The organism is Pseudomonas sp. (genome assembly GCF_033723075.1).
In the GTDB taxonomy this organism is placed as follows: domain Bacteria; phylum Pseudomonadota; class Gammaproteobacteria; order Pseudomonadales; family Pseudomonadaceae; genus Aquipseudomonas.
The window spans coordinates 71,593-94,526 of record NZ_JAWVXU010000005.1 but is presented as its reverse complement, the minus strand read 5'-3'; the positions used below and the strand labels follow the sequence as shown (position 1 = coordinate 94,526).

Sequence of the window (22,934 nt, the reverse complement as noted above, 5' to 3'; positions counted from 1 at the left end):
ATAATACCAGCCACGAAGATAGCAACATCCTACTGCAGGAACCTAGCCCATGCTGCCTTCACTATTTATCTCCCACGGCTCGCCCATGCTCGCCCTTGAGCCCGGCGCCAGCGGTCCGGCCTTGGCCCGCCTGGCCGCAGAGCTGCCCAGACCACGGGCCATCCTGGTGGTGTCCGCCCACTGGGAAAGCACCGCGCTGCGCGTCACCGGCGCTGCCCAACCGGAAACCTGGCATGACTTTGGCGGCTTTCCCCCGGAGCTGTATCAGGTGCAATACCCGGCGCCCGGCAATCCGCAGTTCGCCGCAGACATCGTGCAACTGCTCGGTGCTGCCGGCTTCCCCGTACAACTCGACCCCGAACGCCCCTTCGATCACGGCGCCTGGGTGCCACTGTCATTCATGTACCCGACGGCCGATATCCCGGTCGTGCAGCTCTCGCTGCCCAGCCGCCAGGGCCCGCAATTGCAGACCCGCATCGGTCGCGCCCTGGCTGGCCTGCGCCAGCAAGACGTACTGCTGATCGGCTCCGGCAGCATCACCCACAACCTAGGCGAACTCAACTGGCATGCCGGCCCCGGGGTGATCGAGCCCTGGGCCCAGGACTTTCGCGACTGGATGGTGGACAAGCTTGCCGAGGACGACGAGGCGGCATTGCACGACTATCGTCAACGAGCCCCGGCGGCCGTACGCAACCACCCCAGCGACGAACATCTGTTACCGCTGTTCTTCGCCCGCGGCGCCGGCGGCCGGTTCAGGGTCGAGCACAGCGGCTTCACCCTCGGCGCCCTGGGCATGGATATCTACAGCTTTGCCTGATGAACCCGAGGCACGCGCCCAACCGCTGCATGATCCGGCGCCCCCACACCGAGTTTATCGATCACAGAACCCGAGCAATCTGTGCTTCAATCATCTGCATGACCCTGCCCTTGGAACCGTCGGCCACGAGGCACAGGTGTCACGCAGAAGGTGTGGACGATATGAACTCAATCAGGCTTGCAGCCATAGCACTTGTGGTAGTTGGAACCCTGGCGCTGATTTATGGTGGCTTCAGTTATACCAAGGACACCACCGCGGTCAAACTCGGTCCGCTCGAGCTTTCCGTGAAAGAGAAAGAAACGGTCAACGTCCCCATGTGGGCGGGGATTGCCGCCATAGTGGCCGGCGGTCTTATGCTCGTAGTTGGCAGCAAGAAGTCATAGCACTACTGTAGGCCTTGCCTGCCAGGTGGACGGATACAAAAAAAGCCCCGCATCTCAACAATGCGGGGCTTTTGGCTTAGCGCTTAACGCGAATCAATCTTCGCGATAACGACGCAGCTTGAGCGGCTTGCCAGCGACACGGGTGTCTTTCAGCTTGCTGAGCAAACGCTCCAGACCGTCTTCCGGCAGCTCGACCAGGCTGAAGCTCTCGCGTACCTGGATGCGACCGATGGCTTCGCGGACCAGGCCGCCCTCATTGAGGATGGCGCCCAGCAGGTTCTTCGCGGCAATACCGTCACGCGCGCCCAGCGCAGTCCGGCAACGGGCACGACCTTCGGCCAAAGGCACAGGCGCACGACGCTCACGGCTGTCACCGCGATCCGAACGCTCGCTACGCTCACGCGGCGAGCTGGTCGGCACCAGCGGTTGTTCGCGCTCGACTTCAGCCAGGGTCAGGGCCTGACCATTGGTGGCCTTGCGCAGCAGCGCAGCAGCCAGGGCACGCGGACTGCAACCGATTTCCGCGGTCAGACGGTCGAGCAGTTCGCCATGGCTGGCTTCGGCGTCGGCTACCAGCGGCGCCAGGCTCGAGGTCAGCTTCTTGATCCGCGCGTCCAGCACTTGCTGGCCGTCGGGCAGGCGTACTTCGCTGACTTTCTGCCCGGTGACACGCTCGATTACCTGCAGCATGCGGCGCTCGCGCGGCGTTACCAGCAACAGCGCGCGACCGGTACGACCGGCACGGCCGGTACGACCGATACGGTGTACATAGGATTCCGGGTCGTAGGGCATATCGACGTTCATCACGTGGGTGATGCGCGGCACGTCCAGACCACGGGCAGCGACGTCGGTGGCGACGACGATGTCCAGGCGACCATCTTTAAGGGACTCGATCACCCGCTCACGCTGGTTCTGGGCAATGTCGCCGTTCAAGGCGGCGGCCTTGTAGCCCCGGGCTTCGAGCACGGCGGCCAGATCCAGAGTGGCCTGCTTGGTACGCACGAAAGCGATCAGCGCATCGAACTCTTCGACTTCCAGCAGACGCAATACGGCGGCGTGCTTCTGGTCGGCGTGGACCAGCAAGTGAGCCTGCTCGATGGCGGTCACGGTCTGGGTCTTGGTTTCGATCCTGATATGTTTCGGCTCGCGCAGGTGCTTCTCGGCAATGGCGCGGATCGAATGCGGCAACGTGGCCGAGAACAGTACAGTCTGACGGGTCTCCGGCATGGCCTTGAAGATGACTTCCAGGTCGTCCATGAAGCCCAGCTTGAGCATTTCGTCCGCTTCATCGAGCACCAGGTGCTGGATGGTCGACAACACCTTCTCGTCGCGACGCAGGTGGTCGACCAGGCGACCCGGAGTGGCGACCACAACCTGCGCGCCATTACGGATGGCTTTCAGCTGCGGGCCCATGGGCGCGCCGCCGTAAACGGCGATGACGTTCAGCCCCGGCATTTGCTTGGCGTAGGTTTCGAAGGCAGTGGCGACCTGCAGGGCCAACTCGCGGGTCGGCGCGAGAATCAGCGCCTGCGGCTGACGCTTGCTGACGTCGATGCGGCTGAGGATCGGCAGGGCGAAGGCGGCGGTCTTGCCGGTGCCGGTCTGCGCCTGGCCGATCATGTCGTGGCCGGCGAGGATCACCGGAATTGCCTGCAACTGAATTGCCGAAGGCTCTTCGTAGCCGGTCGCGATCACCGCGGCGAGAATATTGGGATGAAGATCGAGTGCGGCGAAGCCGTCGAGTACTTGGGTCATGGGTCTGCCTCTAGTGCATCCGCAAAGACCCATGCTCCAAAGCTGCGCATGCCGTGTAAGACTCTAAAGTCACCCTGGCAGCCGTGTCGGCGGGGATTTGCGAAAACGTGGTTGTAAATGAATCGTCAAGGATAGTCCGCTACGCAGACTGACTGCCGAAGGTGACCTCCGGGCGAGTTATGTAACCTGAACGTGGTCATGAATTGACCGGCGCGCACTATACCGGAAAAGCTGGCAGTTGTGATGGTTTTCCCACAATTAAAACATCTGCACCGCCAAGCGGTCGCCCAGACCGGGATTGAACACAGGCATTCGATGCCCGCGACACAGGGCCATATGCAGACCGGCGACGTCCCGACGCCGCATTAACACTCAGAGGTTGTGAAAATATCGAGCGCCATAGCGAGGCCGTCTCCAGGCGTTCGTAGCGCAACGCCGCAGCGGGCGTTTGGAGGCGTTCGCAGAGGCGGCCGCAGTAGGCGGGAGTCTTTTCACTCGGCAGTTGCCAGTGCGACCCACCATGTGCGCTTTGCAACTGCCCTGCTATACCCTTTGCATGACATTTTCTGCGCAAGGATTTCTGCCATGACTCAAAGCACCAGCGGTCGCGTCAGCCGTGAGAAACGCGAGCGGATCATGCTGATCGGCCTGGATCGACCGACCAAGCGCAATGCCGTCGACCTGGATATGCTCAATGACCTGTGCATGGCCTATGGCGAGTTCGAACGCGACGACGAGGCGCGCGTGGCCCTGGTCTTCGCCCATGGCGAGCACTTCACCGCCGGGCTGGACCTGGCCAGCGTGGCCGCCAGCTTTGCCGCCGGCTGGCAGGTCCCCACCGGTGGCTGCGACCCCCTGGGCGTGTTCGGCGGCCCACGGGTGAGCAAGCCGGTGATAGTGGCGGCCCAGGGTTATTGCTTCACCATCGGCATCGAACTGATGCTCGCCTCGGACATCAACCTGTGCGCCAGCAACACCCGCTTTGCCCAGATGGAAGTGCAGCGCGGTATTTTTCCGTTCGGCGGCGCCACTCTGCGCATGCATCAGAGCGCCGGCTGGGGCAATGCCATGCGCTGGCTGCTCACTGGTGATGAATTCGATGCCCACGAAGCCTACCGCCTGGGCCTGGTGCAGGAAGTGCTGGCCAGCGAAGATCTGCTCCCCCGCGCACTCAAGCTGGCCGAGCGGATTGCCGCCCAGGCGCCGCTCGGCGTGCAGGCCACCCTGGCCTCGGCACGCCAGGCCGTGCACGAAGGCGAAGCCGCGGCGACGGCCAATCTGCATCCGACCGTGGCCCGCCTGATGGCCAGCGAAGATGCCCAGGAAGGCGTGCGTGCCATGCTCGAACGCCGCCCCGGCGACTTCAAGGGGCGCTGAGGACCGTCAACTGGCCGGGCGCAGCGCCTCGATCAGTGGCTGCAGGGAATACCCCAACTGCGGCGCCAGGGTCGCAGCCCTGGCTTGCAGATCGCCCAGATCAAGCCGTTGCTCGAGATCGGCCGGCACCAGCAGGATGACATTGCCCTCCTTCACCGGACATTCCCAGTAATGCCGATGGTAGAGACCGCGCAGCAGCGGTGCACCGAGCGGCTTGCCGTCGTTGCCGGCCCACTGGTTGATGATCAGCCAGCCACCCGGATTGAGCTGTTTCTGGCAGTCTTCCAGGAAGCGCCAGGCCAGGTGGCCGACACCGGGACCGTGGTCGGTATAGAGGTCGACGAAGATCAGGTCGGCATTTTCCGCGGTTTCCAGCAGATCGAGGGCGTCGCCGATGCGGATGGTCAGTCGCGGGTCGTCGTCCAGGCCGAGGTACTGCATGGCCAGGCGCGGCACCTCGGGGCGCAGCTCGATGGTTTCGACATCTTCCAGCGGCAGGAACCTGAGACAGGCCTGGGTCAGGTTGCCGGCACCGAGTCCGAGGAAGAGCGCACTCTCCGGCGCCGCGTGACACAAAGCGCCGAGCAGCATGGCGCGGGTGTAGTCGTACTCCAGCCAGCTCGGATCGGCGGTGAATACGCAGCTCTGCTCGATCGAGTCACCGAACTCGAGAAAGCGGTACTCGCCGATCTCGACCACACGGATTACGCCGAACGCGTCATGCACTTCGGCAAGCAGGACCTCTTCTTTCATCTCTTCCACCGGGGGTAAACCTGGCATTTATCGCTCTCCAGCCTGACAGCCCAGACCAGTCGCACCCGGGTTAAGGGGTCAATTGTCATTGAAGCGGGCGCGCCTGGTCACGTGATAATTCATCGCTGCACGCTTTGCCGGATCTTGCGTCAGACACAAACCAAGGCCTGTCAGACCACAACTTAGTATCGTCATGCAGCAGCTCTATCACGGCTATCGGCTTCAAGGCGCAGGCTGATCGGTTACCATGCCCGTCTGTTTATTAAATTCCTGACTAACAAACTGCCTGAAGCCGAGAATCGCCATGTCGCAAGCCTGGAGCCCCGAAAGCTGGAGAAGCAAGCCTATCCAGCAGCAGCCGCACTATCCCGATGCCGCCCACCTGGCCAAGGTCGAGCAGACCCTGGCCGGCTACCCGCCGCTGGTGTTCGCCGGCGAAGCCCGCGAGCTGCGCCGCCAGTTCGCCGAGGTGACCCAGGGCCGGGCCTTCCTGCTGCAGGGTGGCGACTGTGCCGAGAGCTTTGCCGAGTTCAGCGCGGCGAAGATCCGCGACACCTTCAAGGTGCTGCTGCAGATGGCCATCGTCATGACCTTTGCCGCCGGCTGCCCAGTGGTGAAAGTCGGGCGCATGGCCGGGCAGTTCGCCAAGCCGCGCTCGGCCAATGACGAGACCATCGGCGAGGTCACCCTGCCGGCCTACCGCGGCGATATCGTCAACGGCATCGGTTTCGACGAAAAGAGCCGGGTGCCGGATCCGGAGCGCCTGCTGCAGGCCTACCACCAGTCCACCGCCAGCCTGAACCTGCTGCGCGCCTTCGCCCAGGGCGGCTTCGCCGACCTGCACCAGGTGCACCAGTGGAACCTCGATTTCATCGCCAACTCGGCCCTGGCCGAGAAGTACAGCCACCTGGCCGACCGCATCGACGAGACCCTGGCGTTCATGCGTGCCTGTGGCATGGACACGTCGCCACAATTGCGCGAAACCAGCTTCTTCACTGCCCATGAGGCTCTGCTGCTCAACTACGAAGAGGCCTTCGTGCGCAGGGACAGCCTCACCGGCGGCGACTACGCCTGCTCGGCGCACATGCTCTGGATCGGCGACCGCACCCGTCAGCTGGGCGGTGCCCATGTCGAGTTCCTGCGCGGCGTCGGCAACCCCATCGGTGTCAAGGTCGGCCCGAGCATGGACCCGGACGAACTGATCCGCCTGATCGACATCCTCAACCCGGACAACGACCCGGGCCGCCTCAACCTGATCGTGCGCATGGGTGCGGACAAGGTCGAAGCCCATATGCCGCGTCTGGTGCGCAAGGTGCAGGGCGAAGGCAAGCAGGTGCTGTGGAGCTCCGACCCGATGCACGGCAACACCATCAAGGCCTCCAGCGGCTACAAGACCCGCGACTTCGCGCAGATCCTCGCCGAAGTGAAGCAGTTCTTCGCCGTACACCAGGCCGAGGGCAGCTACGCCGGCGGCATCCATATCGAGATGACCGGGCAGAACGTCACCGAATGCATCGGCGGCGCCCGACCGATCACCGAGGACGGCCTGTCGGATCGCTACCACACCCACTGCGACCCACGGATGAACGCCGACCAGTCGCTGGAACTGGCCTTCCTGATCGCCGAGACGCTCAAGCAGGTAAGACGCTAGGCGCGGCCAACGTAGAGCCTCTGTAGGAGCGGGGGGGACGCCCAGTGCCATGCCCGCGAAACGCCCCCCGCAAAAAGCATCGCGGGCATGGCCCGCTCCTACAGGTTATGAACGCAGGCCGCCCTACGCCGTCAGGCGCTCGCGCAGGCGACCCAACATACCCATCAGGCTCCCCACCTTCTCGCGTTCACGCGCCTCGCGCGGCACCTGCGCGAGGCGCGTGACCACCTGCGCCGGCTGGGCCCGCCACAGCTGCGCCTGCTCGGCGGCGGCCTGCAGGCCTTTCTCGAACAGGCCACGGCGAATCGGTTTGGGCAGGTAGCGGAAAATCTGCGCCTCGTTGATCAGTTTGAGCAGCGCCTGGGTGTCGCAGAACGGCGTCACCACCAGGGTAAGCAAGCGTGGATGGGCCTGGGCCAGGGTTTTCAGCAAGGGGGCGACTTCTTCGCCGGCCAGTTTCAGGTCACTGACCAGCAGATCCACCGACTGCGCATTGAGCACGGCCAGCGCCTCACCCAGGTTGCTCACGCGCGACAGGCGATGACCGCCGGCCATGCAAAAATCGCCGACCACGGCCAGGGTTTGCGGGTCCTCATCGAGCAGCAGCACATTGAGCGGTGCGGACAGCAGGCTGGCGCTCGGCAACACTGCCACCTGTGCCTGGCGCGCGGCGATTTCCGCGGCCTGGCGCAGGGTAAACGCCATTTCCTGCGGATCCCAGGGCTTGGTCAGGTAGCGGAAGATACCGCCACTGTTCAGCGCCTCCACCGCCGCATCCAGGTCGGAATAACCGGTAAGCAGGATGCGCAGGGTCTGTGGAGCGATCTCGCTGGCCTGGGCGAGCAGCTCGGCGCCGCTCATCTGCGGCATGCGCTGGTCGCTGACCAGAATATGCACCGTCTCGCTTTTCAGGCGCGCCAGGGCGCGGCGCGGATCGCTCTCGGTGAGTACCTCATATTGGCGGCGGAACTGCAGGGCCAGGCTGCGCAGAATGCGCTCTTCGTCGTCGACAAACAGGATGCGAATCGGTGCTGCTGTCATTTCAGGCGCTCCGTTGCAATGCGGCCGCTTGGGAACGCGGCAGGCGGATCAGGAATCGCGTACCGCGCCCCGGTTCGGAAGCCACGCGAATCAGGCCGCCATGATCCTGGATGATCTTGAAGCTGATCGACAGGCCCAGACCGGTGCCCTGGCCAACCGGCTTGGTGGTGAAGAAGGGATCGAAAATCCGCGCCAGCACCGCCGCAGGCATACCGCGGCCGCTGTCCTGTACCGAAACGAACACCGCCGTTTCCTCGGCCCAGGTCTTCACCCTGATCTGGCCGAAGCCCTCGATGGCCTGGGCGGCGTTGGTGAACAGGTTGAGCAACACCTGATTGATCTGCGACGGTGCGCAGGGAATGCGCGGCAACTCGCCGAGCTGCAGCACGGCCTCGGCCTTGTCCTTGATGCTGTTGCGGGCGATCACCAGGGCGCTGCGAATGCAGTCATTGAGATCCACTTCCTCGCTCATGGCGCGATCCAGACGGGCAAAGTCCTTGAGCCCGACCACCAGTTCGGCGATCTGCTGCAGACCATAGAGGGTGTCGTCGAACAGTTGATTGAGATCGTCGACCAGCATCTCCGGCGCGGCCTGCTCGCGAGCCTTGGCCGCGTTGTCCAGAGCCATGGCCAGGCGCGCTTCGGCGCAGTTCGGGTCAGCCAGGCAATCGGCCAGGGCGGCCTGTGCCTCGGCCAGCTCGAACAGCGGAGCGCTCAGCTCACGCAGCAGTTGCACGTTGTTCTTCACGTAGCCCAAGGGGGTGTTCAGCTCGTGGGCGACGCCGGCGACCATCTGCCCGAGCGAGGCCATCTTTTCCGACTGCACCAGTTGCGCCTGTGATTCCTTGAGATCGACCAGCGCCTTGCGCAGCACCGCATTGCGCTGGGCAATCCGCGCCTCCATGGCCTTGAGCAGATCGAGCACGGTGCCCAGGCCGCGGTACTGGCCCTGTGCATCGACCAGAATGAAGTCCTCGGTGATCGGATATTGCAACTGCCCGGTGATCTGCTTGGCCGCCTGCTCCAGGCCGGTGTCCAGACTGACGGTCAAGGGCGCCGGGTTCATCACCTCTTGCACCGGATGGCGACCACGCAGATCGCGGCCGAAGCGTTGCATGAAGATGTCCTGCAAGACGCTGCGGCTGACCAGCCCCAGCGGATAGCCCGCCGCATTGACAATCGGCAAGGACAGGAAAGCCTTGTGTTCCGGGGTCAACAAGCGATCCGCGACATCCGCGATGCTCATTTCCGGCGCCAGTGGCAAGACCGGTTTGAGCAGGCGCGCCAGAGCGCTGGTAGTGGTCATTGGCAGAGGTTCCCGGCAGATGGAAAGCCGCCATTCAATCAGCGTCAAGTTGCCATCATGTTACATCGCCGCACAATCTGCTGGAGCCACAGCAAAGCCCGTATGCCGCCTGACAGCCCGGCACACAAAGGGTATCGTAAGACTCAACTACCCGAGGAGCCGACCATGCCCTGGTATATCTGGCTGCTGATAGTGCTCGTTCTGGGCTCTATCGTGGCAGGCTTGATGGTACTGCTGAGAACCGCCAAACCTCTGCCGCTAACCGAAGAGCAACTGCAGAAAATCCGTGAACGTAAAATCGAGATGGAAGCCCAGGACGCCAAGGACGCTGATCAGCGCTAGCCTGCTGGCGGGACTAGTGGCGGGTTGTGCGCATTGGCAGCCCGCGTCTGCTGACAACTGCACGACACTGTTCGGCCAATTGCCGGAGGCCACTCAGGCCCATCAGGATGCGCAGTACCATCGTTTGCCCGGGTTTATCGGCCTGCGCAGCGATAGAGTCTTCGCCGCCATTGGCGCAAGCGCAGACAATCCGGCGCAACGCCGGCTGTGGCTGCAACACCTGGCTGCACGAGATGCCGAAGCCAGCCGGATCGAAATCGCCCAATTGCCGGCCAGCCAGCGCCGCGACTGGAGCAGCCCGGCCCGGCAAGAGGCCCTTGGCGCCTGCCGCGCCCGCCAGGTCGAACGCCTGAGCAGCGATCCCGAGAGGTTTGCCCGCGCGGTCGAGGCCGCGCAGGTGCCCGACGACTACCGTGCCTGGGCGCGTACCCTGGGCCTCTACCCGCTGTTCAAGCCGATCTTCCGGCGAGGCATTGCCGCCTGGCAGCAGGCGGCCGCCCAGGCCACCGCGCCTGAGGACAGCGCACACTGGCTAAGCTATCGGCCACTCCCCCTCCGCGTGGAGGCGCAGGGTATCGTGCTGGACGAAGATGGCCTGGGCCTGCCGCAGGCGGATGCCCAGCAACTCGATGTGCTGTTCGCCCGTCACGCCCCCTGGCTGAAAATTGCCCAAGCCGACCGCAATGACCGCATCGGCAGCCCGTATTACCGGCACGATGGCAGCCGGGATTTCAATCATCTGCATGCGCGTCTTTACCAGCACAGCAGCTGGAGTCAATTGAATGGCCGCTGGCACCTGCAACTGATCTACCAGCTCTGGTTCAGCCAGCGGCCCAAGCCCAGCGCTCTGGATCTGTACGGCGGCGAGCTGGACGGTTTGCTCTGGCGCGTCACCCTCGACCGACAGGGCAAGGCCCTGCTCTACGACAGCATCCACCCCTGTGGCTGCTGGCACAGTTTTTACCTGCCGGCCGACTCGCCCCTGCAACTGCGCCGGAACGGCGAAGAAGAAGCACGCCTGAGCCAACGCCTGGACTTCAATGGCGATACGCCGCCGACCCTGTGGTTGAGCGCCGGTGAACATCGCCTGCACTGGGTCGATGCCCGCCGCTCGCCCTACCCGGCGCTGAGCTACCAACGGGTGGCGCTCGACCGGCTACGCGGGCTGCCTCACCCGCAAGGCCGGCGCAGCCTGTACGCCCGCGACGGCCTGGTGCCCGGCAGCGAGCGCCTGGAACGCTGGCTGCTGTGGCCCTCCGGCGTCGCATCCCCAGGCGCCATGCGCCAGTGGGGCCGGCATGCCACGGCCTTTATCGGTCGCGCCCACTTCGACGACCCGCACTTGCTCGGACGCTATTTCCAGTAACCCCGCACGGCACGTTACCGCTAAACTGCCGCTCCCTCATAAGGAGCTTCCGTGCCACTACATCTGCGTCTGTTGCTACCAACCCTGGGCCTGGGCCTGGGTGCTGGCCTGGGGTTCATCCAACCTGCCGGCCTGGCTGCCGGCCTGCTGTTCATCGCCCTGCTGCTCGGTGCCGACAAGGCGCTGCCCGAGCGCCTGTGGTGGTGCCTCAGCCTGTTCGCCAGCATTGCCCTCGCTGCCCACCTGCTGCCGGGTTTCGCGCCCTGGTCATTGTCGATGCCACAGCAGATCAGCAGCGATGCGGCACCTTACGCCTTGCGCCTGTCATGGGACAAACTGCTGGTTGGCTTGACCTTGCTGGCCTGGTGGCTGGGCCAGCCCCACACCCGCGCGCCAAGACCACAACGGGCCTGGGCGGTGGCGCTGCTGACCCTGGCCGGCATCCCCCTGCTGGCCTTGGCTCTGGGTCTGGTTGGCTGGCAGCCGAAATGGCCGGAGGGCGTGTGGCTGTGGCTGGCGGTCAACCTGGGCGTGGCGGTCTTGGCCGAAGAGCTGCTGTTTCGTGGACTGCTGCAGACTCGCCTGATCGGCTGGCTGGGTATCTGGCCGGGAGTGCTGCTGACTGCCCTGCTGTTCGGCGCCGTGCACGCGCCCTTCAGCCCGTTATTTGCCGTGGTCGCGGGCGTAGCCGGATTGGGTTACGGCCTGATGTTTCACTACAGTGGCCGCCTGAGCCTGGCCATTGCCCTGCACGGCGCGGTCAATCTGTTGCACCTGCTGTTGTTGAGCTATCCGCTACGCCTGAGCTGACCGCGACCTGCACAGGAGTGAAGATTGCGGCCAATTGGCCATTGCGGCGTAACTGCTCGAACAGCCGGCCAAGCTGGGCCGCACTGATCGGCGCAGCCGGACGCATTACCACCTGATGCCGATAGCGTTGGTCGACGCGCTGGGAAATCAGCAACTGTCCGGCGTATTGCCGATGACGCTGGAGAAAATCGCTGACATAGGAACGCGTGGCCAGGGCGATATCCGCTCGCCCATGCAGCACCATGAGCAGGTTGCTGTCATGGGAGTAGGTCAGGGTCGCATCGAAGTTTTTCGCAAGGAATTGCGGATCGGCATTGAAGTCGGCGAAACCATAATGGTAGCCATTGAACAGCGCCAGACGCTTGCCCCTGAGCCGCTTGAAATAACCTTGCCCACGCCCCGGCGCGCTCCGTGCGACGAACACTTCGGCATCTTCCAGGCCCATGTCGACGACGCTGTGTGCAATATCCTGCCAGCCCCAGAGCGGGTTTTCGAACATCGACATGTCGATCCGTCCCGCCTCGAGATCCCGGTAACGCCTGGGAATGGAGGTAGGCCGCACGATGAAACGGAAATCGCTCTGCGCCCGATTAAGCGCATCGAGCAACTGCGGCAGCAAACCGGCATGCTGTGACTGCTCCGCCTTGAGCACATAAGGCGGAAAGAACGCGCCGCCAACGTGCACCATTTGCTGGGCTGCAAGCGGACCCGCAGCCAGCATCGCCGCGAACAGCGCACAACCCACGACCATCCTGCGCAGCAACCGCAACATAGGTCCCCCAAACATCCCCATTTGCACTCGAAAAACAGTCTGCCTGAGGAAAAGCTGACCGAACAGAACGTTTTCAGTCATTCAGCAGAGGCTCCGGCACCACCAGATGATAACGCTGCAGCAAGGCATCCAGCCGTCCATTATGGTTCAATTCCTGCAGCAGCGCGGCGAAGGTCTCTGGCCTCAGCGGTGACTGGATACGGAACAACGCATGGTGCTGGTAATACTGATCGACCCGCTGCGACACCAGCAAAGCCTTGCTGCGTTCGGGGTGACGACGCTGATAGTTCTGCAGATAGGAGCGGGTAATCACGGCGATATCCGCCCGATCGCGCATGAGCATCAGCAGGTTACTGTCATGCGAGTAGGTCAGCACCGCGGCAAAGTTCTCACGAAGGAATTGCTGATCCGCATTGAAACCGGCAAAGCCGTAGTGATAACCGTTGTAGAGCGCCAGCCGTTTGCCCTTGAGCTGTTCGAAATAGCCCTGGTCGCGTCCCGGCTCGGCGAGCGCGACATAGACTTCAGCATCTTCGATATGCAGATCCAAAGCGACATGCGCCGTGTTCTGCCACCCCCACCCCGGCGACTCGAACAGAATCAGATCGAAACGGCCACTCTCCAGGTCGCGGTAACGGCGGGTCACCGAGGTAGGCACCAACGTGAACTGATAGTCGCTCTGCACAGCATTCAGGGCCGCCAGCAACTCCGGCAGCACGCCCCCGGGCCTAGCGCGTTCCGGTTTAACCACATAAGGAGGGAAATGGTAGGCGCCGACCCGCACCTGCTCGCCCGCCACCAGCGGCAAGACGATCAACAGACCCAGCGCCATCAGCAGCCCCCTGAATATCACGCGCAAATCACCCACCTCGAAAACGACACCAGACCGCGAGCGGCTCCTTGTGTTGGCTGGACGGATATTCCATCACCGCGACAATGCTACCAAAAGGCCATTACCTGGCATTGAACGCTCAAACGTCTTTGAGTACCAGCGAAAGTGCCTGTTCGGCCAGTTGATCCAGGCTCATCGGCCCTTCGGGGCGGAACCAGGTATTGGTCCAACTCAAGGCCCCCGTGAGGAAACGTCGGAGAATGAATGGATCGGTCCTGAAATACCCCGCTGCCCTGGCCTCGCTCAGCACGTCCAGCCACAGTTGCTCATAGGTATCACGCAAGCCGAGGATAAATTGCTGACTGGGCTCCGACAGCGACCGCCACTCGTAGACCAGCACCGCCATGGCCTCGCCGGTGCCGCCCATGATCGACTGCAGCTCGCAGCGGATCAGCGCCAGCACCCGCTCACGCAAGGTGCTCGCCTCGGCCAGGGAAGCCTGCATCAAGGCGGTGTTGTAACGGATGGTCTCCTCCATCACCGAACGCAGGATCTCGTCCTTGCTCTTGAAGTGGTGAAAGATGCTGCCGGACTGAATACCCACGGCGCTGGCCAGATCGCGCACCGTGGTGCGCTCGTAACCCTTGCTGCGAAACAGGTGCGCCGCGGTTTGCAGCAGTTTGCCGCGGGCGCTTTCCGGGTCCGTCACCTGTCCGCTGGCCACCAGCTCATGCATTACCGCCTGGGCTTGTTGATCATCCACGTTAATTACTCTCCAACACTCTTATGACTCGGGCAAAGCCGCAGCAGACTGCAATTGCCCGCGCACCCGCAGCAGATTTGCCCAAGTGCTTGTCGTTATTGGTGAAATTTATGCTGCACAGACCACCCAAGCAAGCGCTTGGGCGCACTTTCCCAGAGAAAATTTACACAGGGGCTTTCAAACCAAGCGCTTGCTTGGTAGTGTTTGAATCACTCAATTTATGTGCTGCGGATCCTTGCAATGACTAAAACCGTACGCATCGGCTGTGCCTCCGCCTTCTGGGGCGACACCTCCACCGCCGCCGCTCAGTTGGTACAGGGTTGTGAACTGGATTACCTGGTGTTCGACTACCTGGCCGAAGTGACCATGTCGATCATGGCCGGCGCCAGGATGAAAAATCCGGATGCCGGCTACGCCAGCGACTTCGTCGAGGTACTGACTCCGCTGCTACAGGACATCGCCGCCAAGCGTATCCGTGTCATCAGCAATGCCGGTGGGGTCAACCCCAGCGCCTGCGCAGCCGCGTTGGCGGCGGCCTGCGCACAGGCTGGCGTGCAACTGAAGATCGCCGTGCTGCACGGCGACAACCTGCAGCCCCAGCTCGCTGAACTGGGTAAAGCCGGCGTGGTGGAAATGTTCAGCGGTGCGGCGCTGCCACCGTTCTGCGTCTCGGTGAACGCCTACCTGGGCGCGCCGGGCATTGCCTCCGCGCTGAAACACGGCGCGGATATCGTGATCACCGGCCGGGTGGTCGACAGCGCAGTGGTCAGCGCCGCCCTGGTGCATGAGTTCGGCTGGGCCTGGAGCGACTACGACCGCCTGGCCCAGGCGGCGCTGGCCGGGCATATCATCGAATGCGGCGCGCAGTGCACCGGCGGCAACTTCACCGACTGGGAAAGCGTGCCGGACTACGAACATATCGGCTTCCCGGTGGTGGAAGTCGCGGCTGACGGCAGCTTTGTGGTGAGCAAACCGGAGGGCTCCGGAGGCCTGGTCACGCCCTTCACCGTCGGCGAGCAGATGCTCTATGAAATTGGCGACCCGCGGGCCTATCTTCTGCCCGATGTGGTCTGCGATTTCACCCGGGTCACGCTTATCCAGGCCGGCGATAACCGGGTCGAACTCAGCGGCGCGCGCGGCCTGCCGCCCACCGGGCAGTACAAGGTCAGCGCCACCTACCCCGACGGTTTTCGTTGCACCGCCAGTTGCCTGATGGCCGGGATCGACGCCCATAAGAAGGCGCAACGGGTCAGTCAGGCGATCATCGCCAAGACCGAGGAGCTGTTCGCCGCACGCGGCTGGGGGCCGTATAAAGAGGTGAACATCGAGCTGCTCGGTGCCGAGGCGACCTACGGCCCCCATGGCCTGCGCGCGGACACCCGTGAAGTGGTGATCAAGATCGCCGTGCGTCATGCGAAGAAAGAAGCGCTTGTCCTGTTCTCCCGCGAGATTGCCCAGGCCGCCACCGGCATGGCGCCGGGCTTGACCGGCATTGTTGGCGGCCGCCCGACGGTTTACCCGGTGATCCGCCTGTTCTCCTTCCTCGCCGATAAAAGCCATTGCACGCTGGACGTGGAGTTGGATTACGAACGCCATCCGGTCACCCTGCCGCAACTCGCTGCCTTCGAGCCGAGCCAAGTCGGCGCCGACCTGCCCGCGCCGAGTACAGAGGGGCAAGCCAATGCCGCGGTACCGCTGATCAAGCTGGCCGTGGCCCGCTCCGGCGACAAGGGCAACCACAGCAATATCGGCGTTATGGCCAGAGCACCGGAATACCTGCCCTGGATTGCCGCCGCGCTCAGCGAAGCGGCCGTTGCCGAATGGATGCGGCACACCCTCGACCCGCAGAACGGCAAGGTCAGTCGCTGGTATCTACCGGGCAGTCATAGCCTGAATTTTCTGCTAGAAAACGCCCTCGGCGGTGGCGGCGTCGCCAGCCTGCGCATCGACCCGCAAGGCAAGGCGTTCGCCCAGCAGTTACTGGAATTCCCGGTGCCGGTACCCCAGGCGCTGGCGGCTAGCCTCGAACAAGGACAATAACGATGAGCTACGACTCGATCTTCAAACCTGGCCTGTTCAGCGGCCAGACCATTGTGATCACCGGCGGCGGCAGCGGCATCGGTCGTTGCAGCGCCCATGAACTGGCCGCCCTGGGCGCCCATGTGGTGCTGGTCGGACGCAAGCTGGACAAGCTGCAGACCACCTGCGAGGAAATCCGCGAGGACGGCGGCAGCGCCAGCCTGCAGGTCTGCGACATCCGCGACGAGGAGTCGGTCAAGGCCATGGTCAAGGCGGTGGTCGAGGAGCGTGGACAGATCCATCACTTGGTCAACAACGCTGGCGGCCAATACCCCTCGCCGCTCGCCTCGATCAACCAGAAAGGCTTCGAGACCGTGGTGCGCACCAACCTGGTCGGTGGCTTTCTGGTCGCCCGCGAGGTGTTCAACCAGAGCATGAGCAAGACCGGCGGCAGCATCGTCAATATGCTCGCCGACATGTGGGGCGGCATGCCCGGCATGGGTCATTCCGGAGCGGCGCGCGCCGGTATGGAGAACTTCACTAAAACCGCCGCCGTCGAATGGGGCTATGCCGGGGTGCGGGTCAATGCCGTGGCACCGGGCTGGATCGCCTCCAGCGGCATGGACACCTACGAAGGCGCGTTCAAGGCGGTGATCCCGACCCTGCGCGAGCATGTACCGCTGAAACGCATCGGCAGCGAGTCGGAAGTTTCGGCGGCCATCGTCTTTCTGCTGTCGCCGGGCGCCGCCTTTATCAGCGGCACCACGGTGCGCATCGACGGCGCCGCCAGCCAGGGTAACCGCGCTTTCCCGCTGTTCAAGGCCAAAGCGGGGCAGAGTCAGGCCTACAACGGCTTCCATCGGGCCTATCTGCCCGACGTATTGAAAGAGCAAGAGGAATAAAGCGATGCCGCTGATCCAGTCCGATATCGACGTGCATGGTGCAGACTTCGCCGACAACCGCGCCGCCATGCTCGCCGCAGTGACCAGCTTTCGCGAGATCGAACGGAACTGCCTGAACAAGGCGCAGGCGGCCAAGGCCAAGTTCGAGAAACGCGGCCAGTTGCTGCCGCGCGAACGCCTGAACCTGCTGCTCGACCCCGGAGCGCCCTTTCTCGAACTCTGTTCCCTGGCCGGCTACAAGCTGCACGACGACAAGGACGGCAGCCAGGCCGGCGGCGGCATTATTTCCGGCATCGGCTATATCGCCGGGGTGCGTTGCCTGGTCAGCGCCAGCAACAGCGCGATCAAGGGCGGCACCATTTCCCCGACCGGCCTGAAGAAAACCCTGCGCCTGCAGCAGATCGCCTTCGAGAACAAACTGCCGCTGGTGGCGCTGACCGAGAGCGGCGGCGCCAACCTCAACTATGCCGCGGAGATTTTCGTCGAGGGCGCGCGCGGGTTCGCCAATCAGGCGCGCATGTCGGCCATGGGCCTGCCGCAGATCACCGTGGTGCACGGCTCCAGCACCGCCGGCGGGGCTTATCAGCCTGGGCTGTCGGACTATGTGGTGGTAGTGCGCGGCAAGGCCAAGCTGTTCCTCGCCGGCCCGCCGCTGCTGAAAGCCGCCACTGGCGAGATCGCCACCGATGAGCAACTGGGCGGCGCCGAGATGCACGCCCAAGTCGCCGGCACCGCCGAATACCTGGCGGAAAATGACGCCGATGGCGTGCGCATCGCCCGCGAGATCGTCGCCATGCTGCCGTGGAATGCGCAACTGCCGGCGCGCCCTGCCAAGGTCTACAACGAGCCGCTGTATCCGGTCGAAGAGCTGCTCGGCCTGGTGCCGGCCGATGCCAAAAAGCCCTATGACGTGCGCGAGATCATCGCTCGCATCGCCGACGGCTCGGTGTTTCTCGACTTCAAGAACGAGTTCGACAACCAGACCGTCTGCGGCCACTTGCAGATCGAAGGCCAGCCCTGCGGCTTTATCGGCAACAACGGCCCGATCACCCCGCAGGGTGCGGCCAAGGCGGCGCAATTTATTCAGCTGTGCGAGCAGAGCAACACGCCGATCCTGTTCTTCCACAACACCACCGGCTTTATGGTCGGCACGGAAGCCGAGCAGGCAGGCGTGATCAAGCACGGCTCGAAGATGATCCAGGCGGTGGCCAACGCCACGGTGCCCAAGCTGACCATAGTGGTCGGTGGCTCCTACGGTGCCGGCAACTACGCCATGTGCGGTCGCGGCCTCGACCCGCGCTTTATCTTCGCCTGGCCCAACAGCAAGACCGCCGTGATGGGCGGTGCCCAGGCCGGCAAGGTGCTGCGCATCGTCACCGAGGAAAAACACCTGAAGGAAGGCAAAGAAGCCGAGCCGAAGATGCTCGACATGCTCGAACAGGTCACCGCGCAGAAACTCGACAGCCAGTCCACCGCGCTCTACGGCACCGCCAGCCTGTGGGACGACGGCCTGATCGACCCGCGCGACACGCGCAAGCTGCTTGGCTACCTGCTGGATATCTGCGCCGAGGCCGCCGTGCGCCCTCTTAAACCCAACAGTTTCGGCGTAGCGCGATTCTGAACGTAGGGTGCGCCATGCGCACCACATCCACTGATCTGGTGCGCACAGCCTAGGCGGCCCCGCACCCCCTACAAGGAAAATAAAAATGATCTTCACCCAGGAACACGAAGAACTGCGCCGCACGGTCAGTAATTTTGTCGATCGGGAAATCAACCCGCACGTTGAGCAATGGGAAAAGGAAGGCCGCTTTCCGATCCACGACATCTTCAAGAAAGCCGGCGATCTTGGCCTGCTCGGCATTTCCAAGCCGGAGAAATTCGGCGGCATGGGCCTCGATTACAGCTATTCGATAGTCGCCGCCGAAGAGTTCGGCACCATTCATTGCGGCGGCATCCCGATGTCGATCGGCGTGCAGACCGACATGTGCACCCCGGCCCTGGCCCGTTTCGGCTCCGATGAGCTGCGCGAGCAGTTTCTCCGCCCCGCCATCACTGGCGAGATGGTCGGCTGTATCGGCGTCTCCGAAGTCGGCGCCGGCTCCGATGTAGCGGGTTTGAAGACCACCGCCAGGAAAGACGGCGACGACTATGTGATCAACGGCAGCAAGATGTGGATCACCAACTCGCCATCGGCGGATTTTATCTGCCTGCTGGCCAACACTTCCGATGACAAGCCCCACGTCAACAAGTCGCTGATCATGCTGCCGATGAACACCCCCGGCATCAGCGTCAGCCCGCACCTGGACAAGCTCGGCATGCGCAGCTCGGAAACCGCCCAGGTGTTCTTCGACGATGTGCGTGTGCCGCAGCGCTACCGCATCGGCCACGAAGGCGCCGGTTTCATGATGCAGATGTTGCAGTTCCAGGAAGAGCGCCTGTTCGGAGCGGCCAATATGATCAAGGGCCTGGAGCACTGCATCGAGGCCACCATCGCCTACTGCAAGGAGCGCAAGACCTTCGGCAACGCACTGATCGACAACCAGGTCATCCACTTCCGCATGGCCGAGCTGCAGACCGAAGTCGAGTGCCTGCGCGCCCTGGTCTACCAGGCCACCGAGCAGTACGTGCGCGGCCGCGATGTGACCAACCTGGCGTCCATGGCCAAGCTCAAGGCCGGCCGGCTCGGCCGCGAAGTCACCGACAGCTGCCTGCAGTACTGGGGCGGCATGGGCTACATGTGGGACAACCCGGTTTCCCGCGCCTACCGCGATGTGCGCCTGGTGAGCATCGGCGGCGGTGCCGACGAAATCATGCTGGGCATTATCTGCAAGCTGATGGGCATTCTGCCGGGGAAAAAGAAAGGCTAAGAGCGGAAACACCGTAGGGTGGATGTCGTTTTTTACATCCACCATGGCACCGCTCGGTGGATCGATGAAGCGCGGCCCGTGATCAGCAGCGTTGCGCATCCCAGAGCCGTAGGGTGGAAAACTGCGAAGCATTTTCCACCAAGCCATTTCGCCGAAGAACCACGGTGGACAAGCTGCGCGTTGTCCACCCTACGCTTGATCAGGAACTTATGATGGCCACGCTACCCAACTGCGAAACCCTGCTGCTAAGCCTCGAGGCCGGCGTGCTGAACGTCACCCTCAATCGCCCGGACAGCCGCAATGCCATGAGCCTGGCCATGGTCGGCGAGCTGCGCGCGGTGCTGGCTGCCGTGCATGGCGAGCTGAGCGTGCGCGCCATCGTGTTGCGCGGCGCCGGCGGACACTTCTGCGCCGGTGGCGATATCAAGGATATGGCCAGCGCCCGCGCACGCTCTCAAGGTGAGGGGAGCGCCGAGGCCTATCGTGCGCTTAACCGCGCCTTCGGCAGCCTGCTGGAAGAAGCCCAGCACACGTCGCAGGTGCTGATCACCGTGCTGCAAGGCGCGGTGCTCGGCGGCGGTTTCGGCCTGGCTTGCGTCTCCGATATCGCCATCGCCCGGCAAGACGCCAGGTTCGGTCTGCCGGAAACCACCTTGGGCATTCTGCCGGCGCAGATCGCGCCCTTTGTGGTGGGGCGTATCGGCCTGACCCAGACCCGCCGCCTGGCCCTCACCGCCGCGCGCTTCGACGGTGTCGAGGCCGAACGCCTGGGACTGGTGCATTTCAGCGAGCCGGACGACGCTGCCATCGAAACGCGCTTGCAGCAGGTACTCGGCCAGATACGCCAGTGCGCGCCCCAGGCCAATGCTCAGACCAAGGCCCTGCTGCTGGCCACGCAAAGCCAGGCGCTCGATTCCTTACTGGATAGCGCCGCCGAACAGTTCGCCGCAGCGGTGACGGGAGCCGAAGGCGTCGAAGGCACCCTGGCCTTTATGCAGAAACGCGCGCCCAAGTGGGCCAAATGATGGATCGGATGGACTGACATTACCGACCGTAGCCCGGATGCAATCCGGGGCCGCTCTCAAAGATGATCCCCCGGATTGCATCCGGGCTACGCAAAGCAGGAGCATCGAATGCCCGCCTTTAACAAAATCCTGATCGCCAACCGCGGCGAAATCGCCTGCCGGGTGATGCGCACCGCCCAGACCCTGGGCTACCGCACGGTGGCGGTCTACTCCGAGGCCGATGCCGACGCGCGCCATGTGCACCTGGCCGACCAGGCCGTCTGCATCGGCCCGGCCCAGGTCAACCAGTCCTATCTGGTTATCGCCAACATCATCGCAGCGGCGCAGAAGACCGGCGCCGACGCCATCCACCCCGGCTATGGCTTCCTTTCGGAGAACGCCGAGTTCGCCCGCGCCTGCGAAGCGGCCGGCATCGTGTTTATCGGCCCGACCGTGGAGGCCATCCACCTGATGGGCAGCAAACGCCTGTCGAAGATCGCCATGCTCAAGGCCGGCGTGCCTTGCATCCCCGGTTACGAGGGCGCCGAGCAGGACGACGAAACCCTCAGCCGCGAGGCCCAGCGCATCGGCTTCCCGCTGATGATCAAGGCCAGCGCCGGCGGCGGTGGCCGCGGCATGCGGCAGGTAGCAGAGGCCGGCGAACTGTTGGCGCAGATCCGCACCGCCCGCTCGGAGGCGCAGAACGCCTTCGGCTCCGGCGAGCTGATATTGGAACGGGCGGTGATCCAGCCGCGCCACGTGGAAATTCAGGTGTTCGGCGACCAGCTCGGCAATATCGTTTATCTGGGCGAACGCGACTGCTCGGTGCAGCGTCGTCACCAGAAGGTCGTCGAAGAAGCGCCCTGCCCGCTGATGACCCCAGAGCTGCGCCAGGCCATGGGCGAGGCAGCGGTCAAGGCGGCCGCCTCGGTCGACTATGTCGGCGCCGGCACCGTGGAGTTCCTGCTGGATCGCAGCGGCGAATTCTTCTTTCTGGAAATGAACACCCGCCTGCAAGTCGAACACCCGGTCACCGAGTTGATCACCGGGCAGGACTTGGTGGCCTGGCAGATCCGCGCCGCCGAAGGCCAACCGCTACCCCTCAAGCAGGAGGACATCCGCCTGACGGGCCATGCCATGGAAGTGCGCCTGTATGCCGAAGATTCGGCGCACAACTTCCTGCCGCAGACCGGCCGCGTGCTGCGCTGGGAGCCAGCACTACTCGACGGTATCCGTATCGACCACGGTTTGCTCGAAGGCCAGGTTATCAGCCCGTTCTACGACCCCATGCTGGCCAAGGTCATCGCCTATGGTGCGACCCGCGAGGAAGCCCGGCGCAAGCTGCTGCGCGCGGTAGAGGATTGCGTGCTGCTGGGCGTCAACGGTAACCAGCGCTTTCTCGCCAATCTGCTGCGGCACCCCGAGTTCGCCGCCGGTAACGCCACCACGGCCTTTATCGCCGAGCATTTCGCCGCCGACCCGAGCCTGAGTCCGCAGCCGCCGGCCGCTAGCGAACTGGCGCTGGCCGCCGCCCTGTTCTACCAGCAATCGGCCAATGCCCGCGCCCACCAGAGCGGCCTGGCCGGCTGGCGCAACGCCGGCAACGCGCCCTGGCGTTTTGTCCTGGAACAAGACGAGCAGCAGCATTGCGTCGAGCTGGATGTGCTGGCGGACGGCGCCCAACCCAGCCTGCTGGCCAGGGTCGGCGAGCAGTCGATCAGCCTCAAGCTGCTGGTTTGCGACGGCCGCTGGGCAAGCCTGCAGCTGGACGGCATTCGCTCGCGCCTGGCCTATCATTTGGAAGGTGGCAAGCTCTGGCTGTATGGCCATAACGGCAATCTGGCGTTCACTGACATTACCCACCAGCCGGTCAGCAGCGCCGCAGGGGCAGGTTCCGGCAGCATCAAGGCGCCGATGGACGGGGCGATTGTCGAGGTGCTGGTGGAGGAAGGCAGCCAGGTCAGCAAGGGCCAACTGTTGCTGGTGCTGGAAGCGATGAAAATGGAGCATCCGCTCAAAGCCGGCATCGACGGCGTGGTCCGCCGGGTTGGCGTAAGCCAGGGCGACCAGGTGAAAAACCGCCAGCTATTGGTGGAAATCGAAGCCGCCGCGCCCTGATCCCGTAGGGTGCGCCATGCGCACCACTGATCGCCCACGGTGCGCACGGCCTAGGC

20 protein-coding genes are annotated in these 22,934 nt (G+C 63.7%); 13 read left to right on the top strand and 7 right to left on the bottom strand.

The features are described 5' to 3' along the window. Positions 1-49: 49 nt before the first annotated feature. Both R3355_RS07755 and R3355_RS07750 read left to right on the top strand, forming a co-directional pair. Complete coding sequence (locus tag R3355_RS07755; protein WP_318960739.1) at positions 50-817, top strand: class III extradiol ring-cleavage dioxygenase; 768 nt, start codon at positions 50-52, stop codon at positions 815-817. A gap of 161 nt (positions 818-978) precedes the next feature. Next, positions 979-1,200, top strand: coding sequence for a hypothetical protein (locus tag R3355_RS07750; RefSeq protein ID WP_318949631.1), 222 nt, complete (start codon positions 979-981; stop codon positions 1,198-1,200). 93 nt (positions 1,201-1,293) lie between these two features. Here R3355_RS07750 and R3355_RS07745 read toward each other — a convergent pair whose 3' ends face one another. Next, complete coding sequence (locus tag R3355_RS07745; RefSeq protein WP_318949632.1) at positions 1,294-2,988, bottom strand: DEAD/DEAH box helicase; 1,695 nt, start codon at positions 2,986-2,988, stop codon at positions 1,294-1,296. A gap of 552 nt (positions 2,989-3,540) precedes the next feature. On the opposite strand from R3355_RS07745, the gene R3355_RS07740 reads away from it, so the two are divergent. Then, on the top strand, positions 3,541-4,332 hold the full coding sequence (locus R3355_RS07740; protein ID WP_318960738.1) for a crotonase/enoyl-CoA hydratase family protein: 792 nt from the start codon (positions 3,541-3,543) through the stop codon (positions 4,330-4,332). A gap of 6 nt (positions 4,333-4,338) precedes the next feature. Here R3355_RS07740 and R3355_RS07735 read toward each other — a convergent pair whose 3' ends face one another. After that, on the bottom strand, positions 4,339-5,112 hold the full coding sequence (locus tag R3355_RS07735; protein WP_413243490.1) for a spermidine synthase: 774 nt from the start codon (positions 5,110-5,112) through the stop codon (positions 4,339-4,341). A gap of 277 nt (positions 5,113-5,389) precedes the next feature. On the opposite strand from R3355_RS07735, the gene R3355_RS07730 reads away from it, so the two are divergent. After that, the gene (locus R3355_RS07730; protein ID WP_318960737.1) at positions 5,390-6,736 is read left to right on the top strand and encodes a class II 3-deoxy-7-phosphoheptulonate synthase; all 1,347 of its coding nucleotides are present in this window, start codon (positions 5,390-5,392) and stop codon (positions 6,734-6,736) included. A gap of 123 nt (positions 6,737-6,859) precedes the next feature. Here the strand turns inward: R3355_RS07730 and R3355_RS07725 are convergent, their stop codons facing one another. Together R3355_RS07725 and R3355_RS07720 are read right to left on the bottom strand one after the other, a co-directional pair. Further along, complete coding sequence (locus R3355_RS07725) at positions 6,860-7,777, bottom strand: response regulator (protein ID WP_318960736.1); 918 nt, start codon at positions 7,775-7,777, stop codon at positions 6,860-6,862. Position 7,778: 1 nt separating this feature from the next. Beyond that, positions 7,779-9,083, bottom strand: coding sequence for an ATP-binding protein (locus tag R3355_RS07720; protein WP_318960735.1), 1,305 nt, complete (start codon positions 9,081-9,083; stop codon positions 7,779-7,781). 165 nt (positions 9,084-9,248) lie between these two features. Between R3355_RS07720 and R3355_RS07715 the strand changes: the two genes are divergently transcribed. From R3355_RS07715 to R3355_RS07705, 3 genes are all read left to right on the top strand, one after another. After that, on the top strand, positions 9,249-9,425 hold the full coding sequence (locus tag R3355_RS07715) for a DUF2897 family protein (protein WP_318951301.1): 177 nt from the start codon (positions 9,249-9,251) through the stop codon (positions 9,423-9,425). A 79-nt stretch (positions 9,426-9,504) separates the two neighbouring features. Continuing rightward, entirely contained in the window at positions 9,505-10,791 is a 1,287-nt protein-coding gene (locus R3355_RS07710; RefSeq protein ID WP_318960734.1) for a hypothetical protein, read from the top strand. A gap of 51 nt (positions 10,792-10,842) precedes the next feature. Next, on the top strand, positions 10,843-11,601 hold the full coding sequence (locus R3355_RS07705) for a CPBP family intramembrane glutamic endopeptidase (protein ID WP_318960733.1): 759 nt from the start codon (positions 10,843-10,845) through the stop codon (positions 11,599-11,601). On the opposite strand, the gene R3355_RS07700 is transcribed toward R3355_RS07705, so the two are convergent. The 3 genes from R3355_RS07700 to R3355_RS07690 form a co-directional block, all read right to left on the bottom strand. Beyond that, complete coding sequence (locus R3355_RS07700) at positions 11,552-12,352, bottom strand: transporter substrate-binding domain-containing protein (RefSeq protein WP_318960878.1); 801 nt, start codon at positions 12,350-12,352, stop codon at positions 11,552-11,554. The two genes, R3355_RS07705 and R3355_RS07700, sit on opposite strands and share 50 nt — an antisense overlap. 94 nt (positions 12,353-12,446) lie before the next feature. Then, positions 12,447-13,205, bottom strand: coding sequence for a transporter substrate-binding domain-containing protein (locus tag R3355_RS07695; RefSeq protein ID WP_318960732.1), 759 nt, complete (start codon positions 13,203-13,205; stop codon positions 12,447-12,449). Between the two features lie 139 nt (positions 13,206-13,344). Further along, positions 13,345-13,968, bottom strand: coding sequence for a TetR/AcrR family transcriptional regulator (locus tag R3355_RS07690; protein WP_318949281.1), 624 nt, complete (start codon positions 13,966-13,968; stop codon positions 13,345-13,347). A 240-nt stretch (positions 13,969-14,208) separates the two neighbouring features. Between R3355_RS07690 and R3355_RS07685 the strand changes: the two genes are divergently transcribed. From R3355_RS07685 to R3355_RS07660, 6 genes are all read left to right on the top strand, one after another. Then, entirely contained in the window at positions 14,209-16,008 is a 1,800-nt protein-coding gene (locus tag R3355_RS07685) for an acyclic terpene utilization AtuA family protein (RefSeq protein WP_318960731.1), read from the top strand. Between the two features lie 2 nt (positions 16,009-16,010). After that, the gene (locus R3355_RS07680) at positions 16,011-16,889 is read left to right on the top strand and encodes an SDR family oxidoreductase (protein WP_318960730.1); all 879 of its coding nucleotides are present in this window, start codon (positions 16,011-16,013) and stop codon (positions 16,887-16,889) included. A gap of 4 nt (positions 16,890-16,893) precedes the next feature. Next, on the top strand, positions 16,894-18,510 hold the full coding sequence (gene atuC, locus R3355_RS07675; protein ID WP_318960729.1) for a geranyl-CoA carboxylase subunit beta: 1,617 nt from the start codon (positions 16,894-16,896) through the stop codon (positions 18,508-18,510). Positions 18,511-18,595: 85 nt separating this feature from the next. Next, positions 18,596-19,756: a citronellyl-CoA dehydrogenase gene (gene atuD, locus R3355_RS07670; RefSeq protein WP_318960728.1), complete on the top strand. Its 1,161-nt coding sequence runs from the start codon at positions 18,596-18,598 to the stop codon at positions 19,754-19,756. A gap of 212 nt (positions 19,757-19,968) precedes the next feature. Then, entirely contained in the window at positions 19,969-20,781 is an 813-nt protein-coding gene (locus R3355_RS07665) for an enoyl-CoA hydratase/isomerase family protein (protein ID WP_318960727.1), read from the top strand. A gap of 108 nt (positions 20,782-20,889) precedes the next feature. Further along, complete coding sequence (locus R3355_RS07660) at positions 20,890-22,878, top strand: acetyl/propionyl/methylcrotonyl-CoA carboxylase subunit alpha (RefSeq protein ID WP_318960726.1); 1,989 nt, start codon at positions 20,890-20,892, stop codon at positions 22,876-22,878. Positions 22,879-22,934 lie beyond the last annotated feature (56 nt).